Annotated in this window: 10 protein-coding genes; 3 read left to right on the top strand and 7 right to left on the bottom strand. The window is 37.4% G+C overall.

The genetic code is table 11. The annotated features are described in order from the left end of the window. Positions 1 to 327: 327 nt before the first annotated feature. Positions 328 to 936: a phosphoesterase gene (locus tag K8S13_RS21940; protein WP_291465860.1), complete on the bottom strand. Its 609-nt coding sequence runs from the start codon at positions 934 to 936 to the stop codon at positions 328 to 330. 184 nt (positions 937 to 1,120) lie between these two features. Between K8S13_RS21940 and K8S13_RS21935 the strand changes: the two genes are divergently transcribed. The 3 genes from K8S13_RS21935 (at position 1,121) to K8S13_RS21925 (ending at position 4,421) form a co-directional block, all read left to right on the top strand. After that, positions 1,121 to 2,047, top strand: a complete 927-nt coding sequence (locus K8S13_RS21935; protein ID WP_291465859.1) for an ornithine cyclodeaminase family protein — start codon at positions 1,121 to 1,123, stop codon at positions 2,045 to 2,047. A gap of 102 nt (positions 2,048 to 2,149) precedes the next feature. Next, positions 2,150 to 3,145, top strand: coding sequence for an NAD-dependent epimerase/dehydratase family protein (locus tag K8S13_RS21930; RefSeq protein WP_291465858.1), 996 nt, complete (start codon positions 2,150 to 2,152; stop codon positions 3,143 to 3,145). 7 nt (positions 3,146 to 3,152) lie between these two features. Beyond that, entirely contained in the window at positions 3,153 to 4,421 is a 1,269-nt protein-coding gene (locus K8S13_RS21925) for a YihY/virulence factor BrkB family protein (protein WP_291465857.1), read from the top strand. 6 nt (positions 4,422 to 4,427) lie between these two features. On the opposite strand, the gene K8S13_RS21920 is transcribed toward K8S13_RS21925, so the two are convergent. From K8S13_RS21920 to K8S13_RS21895, 6 genes are all read right to left on the bottom strand, one after another. Next, positions 4,428 to 5,294: an HDOD domain-containing protein gene (locus K8S13_RS21920; RefSeq protein ID WP_291465856.1), complete on the bottom strand. Its 867-nt coding sequence runs from the start codon at positions 5,292 to 5,294 to the stop codon at positions 4,428 to 4,430. After that, a complete protein-coding gene (locus K8S13_RS21915) occupies positions 5,285 to 5,827 on the bottom strand; it encodes a nitroreductase family protein (RefSeq protein ID WP_291465855.1) in 543 nt (180 codons plus the stop codon). The genes K8S13_RS21920 and K8S13_RS21915 overlap by 10 nt, the downstream gene beginning before the upstream one ends. A 17-nt stretch (positions 5,828 to 5,844) precedes the next feature. After that, positions 5,845 to 6,240: an FxsA family protein gene (locus K8S13_RS21910; RefSeq protein ID WP_291465854.1), complete on the bottom strand. Its 396-nt coding sequence runs from the start codon at positions 6,238 to 6,240 to the stop codon at positions 5,845 to 5,847. A gap of 102 nt (positions 6,241 to 6,342) precedes the next feature. After that, positions 6,343 to 7,164 (bottom strand): prolipoprotein diacylglyceryl transferase, encoded by an 822-nt coding sequence (lgt, locus tag K8S13_RS21905; RefSeq protein WP_291465853.1) that lies wholly within the window; start codon positions 7,162 to 7,164, stop codon positions 6,343 to 6,345. Then, a complete protein-coding gene (aat, locus tag K8S13_RS21900; protein WP_291465852.1) occupies positions 7,161 to 7,865 on the bottom strand; it encodes a leucyl/phenylalanyl-tRNA--protein transferase in 705 nt (234 codons plus the stop codon). Before aat ends, lgt begins: the two co-directional genes overlap by 4 nt. Further along, positions 7,866 to 8,554, bottom strand: a 689-nt coding sequence (locus tag K8S13_RS21895; RefSeq protein WP_291465851.1) for an AAA family ATPase, incomplete at its 5' end; no start/stop codon positions are given.

The raw sequence follows: 8,554 nt of genomic DNA, 5'->3' as shown, positions 1-8,554 counted from the left end.
TAACTTTTTACTACACGACTGCCTGATACTTTTGAAGATATAAATTCAAATGGGCTATGGATAGGATGTCTTGACGAATGTTGCTAAAAGCTACAGAACTGTGATGATTTTTTACACAGAACCAAAAACATTTTATCTGATTAGATTCAATTCAAGACATGAAAGACGAAGCAGATTGTCTTGCTATAGACTCTTAAAAAGAGAAAGCTGAAAAGGCATTGAATTTATTATTATCAGCTCTAAAAAATTATGTCGAACAAGATATGGAACTGGTAGCATAAAAACTTAAATTGCCAAAAATCATATCAAAATTTATGGGACGGAATACTAGTGATCTGATATGAGCCCCAATGCCAGTTTTGACCATAATTCCATATTCAATTTTTCAAGATTTTTTGTTTTTTTCCATGTAAATTGAGATAGCTCGGAACCGGGTAAAAATTTCTCAGGACCCGTCGTCAGTATCCTGAAAACAGCGCCCAGGTGAACCTTACCCACATCTGTAATATCTTCGCTGATCACACCGATAAAGCTTGGGCGATCGTCTTCAGGTCTTTGATTAAGTTCTTCATTTAACTCTCTTTCCATACCGGCAACCAGGATTTGTTTAAAAGAATCGTTTTGTGCTTCCATGTCAACTGGGTTAATATGACCGCCTATTCCAATGGACCAAAGGTCATGAAGCCGTTGTTCGCTTCCTTGCCGGTTATATACAGCTGTCTTCTTAAAATCGTTTGTTTGAAGTACAATATAGGGTATTATCTGCTTGTAGGAGGAATCCTCTTCCGCAATAGAGCGGTTAATAAACTCAAATCCTGCAGCTGAACAATTTTCAATAAACAGATCCAGTCCCAATGGCACAATGCTTTTTTGCTGAACCCATGGTTCTGGTAAGAGGTTCCTTTTAATACATAACACGGTTTCGTTTTTAGTCATAAAAGTCACTTTTTTAAATTGTTGATAGCCACGAATTTTATTTTCTATCATATCCGGCAGGAGAAATAAAATGGATTTTTTTGGTTTTGATAGAGATTTTATCGGCGCTATGGTATTGAAAATATAAAAATTATTAAATTCAGAGGTGGTAATGTTATTCTTAAATAAATATGAGATTCAAAAGATGGATCAAAATACAATTCAAGCAGCTGTTGAACAGGCATACAGACTTGTATTAAGTCAACAGTATAATATGCCGGACAGGATGCATGTGGCAGACAATCAAAATATGCTTTTATTAATGCCATGCTTTTCTGAAAAATTTTTTGCTGCGAAAATAGTCTCAGTTTTCCCGGAGGCACAGCAGCATGGACAACCGGCAGTGAATGGAGTGATGATCCTTTCTGATAATATTTCAGGAAAACCTTTGGCCATTATGGACGGTGCAGCAATTACCGCCCAGAGAACAGGTGCTGTCGGGGGGTTAGGGGTTAAATTTTTGACCTCTGAAGCTGTGAGGACTGCCGGTGTTTTGGGCGCCGGGGTACAAGGGCTTAGCCAGGCTCGATATCTTTTGTTTAATCGTAAGATGATAAAAATTCTTTATATTTTTGATTTGAACAAAGAATTTGCAATAAGTATGAGCAATACCCTGAAAAAAGAATACCCGAATATTGAATATGTGATAGTGGATCATCCAAATCATCTGGTTGAAAATTCCAGTGTGATTATTGCAGCAACGACGACCAAAAAGCCTTTGTTTGAAGCAACTTGTGATGGTATTATGGGGAAAACATTTATCTCAATCGGTTCATTTCGACCCGATATGCAGGAGTTTCCAAATACCGTGATTGAAACTGCAGATGATGTCTTTGTTGATACCCTGTTTGCTGCCAAAGAATCCGGTGATATTGCGGGGCCTTTAAAAAATCATCTTATCACAAAGGACAAGATAAAAGAATTTGCCGGATTACTTGAAGAAAATACATATTTAAAAAATAAAACTATTTTCTTCAAATCAGTTGGGATGGCCTTGTTCGATTTAACCGTATCCTCTGCCATTTATCAGATGGCTGTGGAAAATAATATCGGACAGAGACTTGATTTTTAGCCTGGTGATTTCTAATCATGGAAAATATTTTGTTGTGTATCCATTTAATATGATATTATTATTGGTATAATTGCAGCAATGGCCAATGAAAAAGGGTGGAGAATGGAAATAAAAAATGTGCTGGTTACAGGGGGCGGCGGGTTTTTAGGTAAAGCGATTGTTAAAAAACTTGTTAAGAGAAATCTGTCAGTCACTTCTTTTTCAAGAAATTTTTATCCTGATCTTGAAAACTTGGGGGTTATACAGATCCAAGGGGATCTGGCAGATAAAAATGCTGTTGTAAAGGCCTTTAAAAGCATTGATGCCGTATTTCATGTGGCGGCAAAACCTGGAATCTGGGGGCCCTTTGAAGAATTTTTCAAGGTAAATGTGACAGGGACAAAAAATGTGATTTTTGCATGTCTTAAGAATAACATTAAACAAATGATATATACCAGTTCTCCCAGTGTTATATTTGATGAAAATGATATGGAAAATGTTGATGAAAGCGTTCCATATCCGGAAAAATATCTGGCACCATATCCGGAAACCAAGGCCATGGCTGAAAAATTAGTTAGAAATGCTGCAAACAAAGGGTTAAAAACCATCATCCTTCGGCCGCACCTGATTTGGGGCCCGGAAGATAACCACATGGTACCGGGAATTATCAAAAGAGCCAATAAATTGAAACGGGTAGGGCGAAAGGATGACCTGGTGGATACAATCTATGTTGATAATGCCGCGGATGTGCATATTCTCGCCTTTCAAAAGCTTATAGAAAATCCTTTATTATCTGGGAATATATATTTTGTCAGCCAGGATGACCCTGTATCAAAATGGGAAATGGCCGATGCCTTTTTGGGTGCTGCAGGCTTACCACCGATAAAAGGACATGTTTCTGCAAAAACAGCCTATATTGCGGGATCAATTTTTGAGTTTGCTTATAAGCTTTTCAGTGTTAAAAAAGAACCGCCAATAACCCGGTTTGCAGCAAAAGAGGCTGCCACATCTCATTGGTTTAATATCTCAAAGGCAAAAAAAGATTTGGGCTATTCTCCTAAGGTTTCTACAAAAGAAGGACTTAAAAGATTAAAACAATGGTTTTCAACATTGGAATAGAAAGGCAATGAATCATTTTCAAAAAGTCATTTCACTTAAATTTCACAAGTTCAAAAAGGTTGTTGTTTTTGCCATAAAAGGATTTAAAAAAGATCGGTGTGATCTTCGAGCGTCGTCTTTGACATTATTTACGCTGTTGTCAATCGTTCCTATAATGGCCATGGCATTCGGTATTGCAAAAGGGTTCGGGTTCAAAGAAATTTTGGAAAAACAGGTCCTTGAATTGTTTGCAGGACAAGAAGAGGTGATCCAGAATGTTCTTGCCTTTTCGACCAACCTTCTTGAAAGAACAAAAGGCGGATTAATGGCTGTTTTTGGTGTCATCCTGCTTTTTTATTCTCTAATAAAGCTCATCGGACATATAGAAAATGCATTTAATAAGATCTGGTGTGTAAATGATGACCGCTCATTGATTAGAAAATTTACAGATTACATTGCCATTTCAATCACAGCCGGTATTTTGGTCATTTTTTCAAGTAGTGCCAATATTTTTATTACGGCATATCTTACCAAATTTTTATCCTCTATTAAGCTTCCCGGAAATATTGAAAATTTAGTTTCATTGGGATTTAATATTTTTCCATTTTTTACCATTTGGATGTTATTCATCTTTTTTTATATTTTTATTCCAAATAAGAAGATAGATATTAAAGCGGCTTTGGCCGGGGGTATGATTGCAGGAACCCTGTTTCAAGTGGTTCAAATAACCTATCTGAAATTCCAGGTGGGTGTTTCCAGTTATAATGCAATTTACGGCAGTTTTGCGGCCCTGCCTCTATTTTTAATCTGGTTGCAGGCCTCTTGGGCAATTGTTTTATTTGGAGCGGAAGTGGCATTTTCCTGGGAAAATACCGAAGAACTTGAAACACGGGACATTGATTATGACAAAGTCAGTATCCGGTTTAAGAAATTGATTGCTTTGCAAATCGTTCACCTGTGTGTAAAACGATTCGCAAACAAAGCAATACCTGCTTTGGATATTGATATCGCTACCCAGATAAAAATTCCATTAAAAATCGTTAAAGTATTATTGGCAAAACTCATCGAATGTCGTATTCTTTTACAGGTGAACGGACCAGACAGCATTGGGTATGTTCCGGCTTCAGATATAGAGTGCCTTACAATTTCCGATGTATTGACTGCATTTGAACAAAGAGGGGATGACCTTATCCAGGTCGGCGGAACAATAGAATTTGAAGCCTTTGAAGAAAGCCTTGATGCGTTTGCCAAAGCATGCAAACAGTCTTCCGGAGAAAGAAACTTTAAGGATATCTAAACCGGGTTACACTTCTGTTGTAATATTAAAAAACTCTTTTATTTCGCCTTCTTTTCGTTTTAATTGATCAATGGTCAGTTTTAATATGGATTGATTAACACCGATTTTTTTGGGAGAATTTTTAATAGTAACCGGCACCGGATTCCCGCTATGACCGATCCCGGCCTTTTGTGTCAGATAATCTGCAAGATTAATAATTAAAGATTGATGTCTGAATTTAATGGGAGCGGATTCAGGATTATGATGGAACCTGCAGGGCAGAACAATGGATTGGGGAAAATTCCATCGTTTCATCAAAAGGGCTGAAAGTATGGCATGATCCAATTTAAAGACAGCATTTTCAGCAAAATACAAAGGCTTTTTTTTTTCCGTGGCAAGTTGTCTGACTTTCATGTATTCATCTCTAAAATAGATTGAATAGATTACCTTCCCCATATCATGGAGAAGTGCAGGAATAAAAATTTTATTTGCTATTCCAGGGTTTGTCCTTTTTGCAAGTTCTTTGGAAGCTGTGGCTACACCGATACCGTGTATCCATAAGGCTTTCATATCAAGGCTTAAGCTCGATTTGTCTGTAAAAGAGGATAGGATTCCCATGCCAAGAGCAATACCGATGATTTCATCAAACCCGATAATAGTAATGGCTCTTTTTATGGTTTCAACTTTTGTTTTTTGTGCATAGTAAATGGAGTTGGAAAGTTTTAATAATTTATTTGTCATTCCCTGGTCATAGGATATAACCTGTGCGAGTTCTTCTGTGGTCGTTTTTTCATCTGAGGCAACACTGATGATTCTATCAACAACAACCGGGAGAGTCGGCAGATCACTATCCTTTTTCTGGATCATTTTTAGAATTTGGGTTTTTATCTCCATGCATCCTTCATACTATATGTATTAAAAGAAACTTTATGGAATTGTAAAGCATCTCTTGTGTGATTTTTTTTCACCTCATCAGGATATCCTATAGCAATGATTGATTCAATCATTATATTATCGGGTATCTTTAAAAGTTCTTTAACATAAGTATCGGAAGTTTTAGCAGGATTATATTCTCTTTTCCTAATTTGTATCCAGCAACTGCCAAGCCCTATATCATGAGCTGCCAGATGGATAAAGATAGAAGCAATAGATGCATCTTCAATCCAGACATCACTTTCGGATATGTCACCGCAGACTACGATTCCAAGGGGAGCTCCTTTTAAAAAGGCCGCACCATGGGGTTTGGCTTTGGAAAGCTTTTCAAGAATATCTGTGTCTTCAATAATAATAAATCGCCAGGGATTAATACCTCTTGAAGAAGGTGATCTTAAGGCAGCTTCAATAAGTGAGTTTATTTTTTCTTTTTCAACGGGTTTATTTTTGAATTTTCTTATACTTCTTCTATCTTCAATCAGATCTATAAACATAAGCAGTCCACTCAAAATTAATGAAAACGTGTAATATTAATATTGCTCTGTAATTGCATTTCGTCGAATTTTTTTCTTAACATTCGTTTAAATTTATTCCGTGTCAAAGGCCATAACAAGAGGAGTCCGAAAACATCTGTGATCAGTCCGGGTGTGATTAATACAACGCCTGCAATAAATATAATGACGGCATCAATTAATTCTTCCGCCGGCATAAGTCCCTGGCTCAAGTTTGTTCTAAGCTTCATCATGGTATTCATGCCTTCCAGTCTGGCAAGCCAGGCCCCTAAAAATCCTGTCAGAATAACCAGCAGTATTGTATTGAGGCCTCCAAGGACAGTTCCGATTTTTATTAACAGGTAAAGTTCAATGACAGGAATCAGGGTAAAACATAAAAATAATTTTAAAAGCATATTATTTGCTCCTCATAGTTTTTATATAATATTCAACATAATGAGGCCTGAGCTTTTTTTGTCAAGTATTTTGCATTACCTGTACAGTTTTAAAAAATAAAATCAATTTTTTTGTTTTATTTTTAACAGAAGAGAAACTCCAGCCAATACCATAATGAGACATAAGATCTGCCCCATGGTAAAACCATACCAGATGTAATTCAGATGATCATCGGGTTTGCGCACATATTCAATAACAAATCTTACCAACCCATATCCAAGTAAATATAAACTGAACATAAGGTGCCTGAAAGCTTTTTTTCTACGGAGCATCCATAAGATAACAAAGAGAACAATCCCTTCAAAGAAAGCTTCATAAAGCTGGGAAGGATGCCTTAACGTGTGGGTTGGATCAGTTGGGAAAATCATACCCCAGGGCAGGGTCGTCGCCTTCCCGAAGAGTTCGGAATTAAGAAAATTGCCAAGCCTTCCAAAGGTGTATCCCAAAGGTATTGCAGGGCACACAAGATCTGAAAATTCCCATATATCGACATTGTTTTTTCTGCAAAAAAAATAAACAGCAACAATAACACCTAAAAGCCCACCATGATAGGACATTCCGGAAATGCCTGTAAATGTGAATCCATTATAAAAATCAAAGGGCAGGAAAATGTTTAACGGATGAAGGATGTAATATTGAAAATCATAAAACAGGACATATCCAAGTCGTCCGCCGAGAAGAACCCCCATGGCGGCCCATACGATAAAATCATCTATAAGGTTCATATCTATGTCAAATTTTTCAGTCTTAAGCCTGTATCTTATTAAAAAGTATACGGTCACAAAGGCAAGAAGATACATCAAACTGTAATATCGGATTCCAAAGCCATTGATTTGAATCAAATACGGGCTGATTTTGTAAGGTATTTGGCTCCACCAGTTCATATGATGACTTTCAGATTGATATTCGGGTCCCAAATATCTTTGATATCTTTTCTTTTCGCAGATTTGTTGATGATATCAAGGAAAGAATTTCTGGAGATCTCGCAAGCTCCCATTCTGAGAAGGTGAGTTGTCCTCACTTGACAGTCAATCAGATCAAAGCCCTGCTTTTTTAAATGGTTTGCAAGAGCGACCAGAGCGATTTTGGATGCATCACTTTCAAAGGAAAACATGGATTCACCGAAAAAAGATCCACCAAGGCAAACGCCATACAATCCACCGACTAACTTGTTGCCTCTCCAGGTTTCAATGGAATGAGCATATCCCATATTATGAAGTTGTATATAGGAATCTATCATTTCGTCCACAAGCCAGGTTCCTTCATGCTCCTTTTCTCTTGGGCTTGCACAGGAAACAATGGTTTGTTCAAAAGCGTTATCCATTGTAACCTTGAAAAGATTTTTTTTTATTTTTTTATTCAGGCTTTTTGAAATATTAATGTCTTTGGGAAAGAGTACAAGCCTTGGGTCAGGCGACCACCAAAGAAAAGGTTCGTTTTTTGAAAACCAGGGAAATATTCCATTTTTATAAGCAAGTAGAAGTCTTTTGGGCGACAGATCTCCCCCGATACATAAAAGTCCGTCAGATCTTGAAAGCCAAGCCGGGGGAAAGTCTAATCTTTTTGATAATCGGAAAAGGGGCATTCAGCTCTTAAATATAAAATTAAGCTTATCATTCTTAAGACCAATTGAAATTTTACCGCCGTTTGCAAGTTTACCAAAAAGAATTTCATCTGTAAGCTTATCCTTAATTGTTGTCTGGATAAGTCTTTCCAACGGTCTGGCACCAAATTTGGGGTCATAACCTTCTTTTGCAAGAAATGATCGAACTTTAGCAGAATAGCTCAATGTAATCTTTTTGACCTTGAGCATGGATTTAAGTTCTTTCATGTTTTTATCAACAATCATTTCCATGACCTTAGGAGACAGATGGTTAAACTGGACAATACCGTCGAGCCGGTTTCTAAATTCCGGGCTGAATGCTTTTTCAATGGCTTTCATTCCCTTGGAATCAACATGCGCTGACTGGGAGCCAAATCCAATGGCGTTGGCACTCATTTCTCTTGCACCGGCATTGGATGTCATGATGATGATAACATTTCTAAAATCTGCTGATTTGCCGTTGTTATCTGTCAGGGTAGCATAGTCCATGACTTGTAAAAGAATATTAAAAAGATCCATATGAGCCTTTTCAATCTCGTCCAGCAGCAGAACCGAGTGAGGATGTTTCCTGATACTGTCCGTAAGAATGCCTCCCTGCTCAAATCCTACATACCCGGGAGGAGCCCCGATAAGCCTGGAAACAGCATGCTTTTCCATGTATTCACTCATGT

The organism is Desulfobacula sp., from assembly GCF_021107415.1.
The sequence above is the reverse complement of the archived record's forward strand: the minus strand, read 5'-3'. Positions and strand labels throughout refer to the sequence as shown.

Coding starts and splice junctions, on each gene's coding strand:
- K8S13_RS21940 (WP_291465860.1), bottom strand. CDS start 936: ATGACTAAAAACGAAACCGTGTTATGTATTAAAAGGAACCTCTTACCA.
- K8S13_RS21935 (WP_291465859.1), top strand. CDS start 1,121: ATGGATCAAAATACAATTCAAGCAGCTGTTGAACAGGCATACAGACTT.
- K8S13_RS21930 (WP_291465858.1), top strand. CDS start 2,150: ATGGAAATAAAAAATGTGCTGGTTACAGGGGGCGGCGGGTTTTTAGGT.
- K8S13_RS21925 (WP_291465857.1), top strand. CDS start 3,153: ATGAATCATTTTCAAAAAGTCATTTCACTTAAATTTCACAAGTTCAAA.
- K8S13_RS21920 (WP_291465856.1), bottom strand. CDS start 5,294: ATGGAGATAAAAACCCAAATTCTAAAAATGATCCAGAAAAAGGATAGT.
- K8S13_RS21915 (WP_291465855.1), bottom strand. CDS start 5,827: ATGTTTATAGATCTGATTGAAGATAGAAGAAGTATAAGAAAATTCAAA.
- K8S13_RS21910 (WP_291465854.1), bottom strand. CDS start 6,240: ATGCTTTTAAAATTATTTTTATGTTTTACCCTGATTCCTGTCATTGAA.
- lgt (WP_291465853.1), bottom strand. CDS start 7,164: ATGAACTGGTGGAGCCAAATACCTTACAAAATCAGCCCGTATTTGATT.
- aat (WP_291465852.1), bottom strand. CDS start 7,865: ATGCCCCTTTTCCGATTATCAAAAAGATTAGACTTTCCCCCGGCTTGG.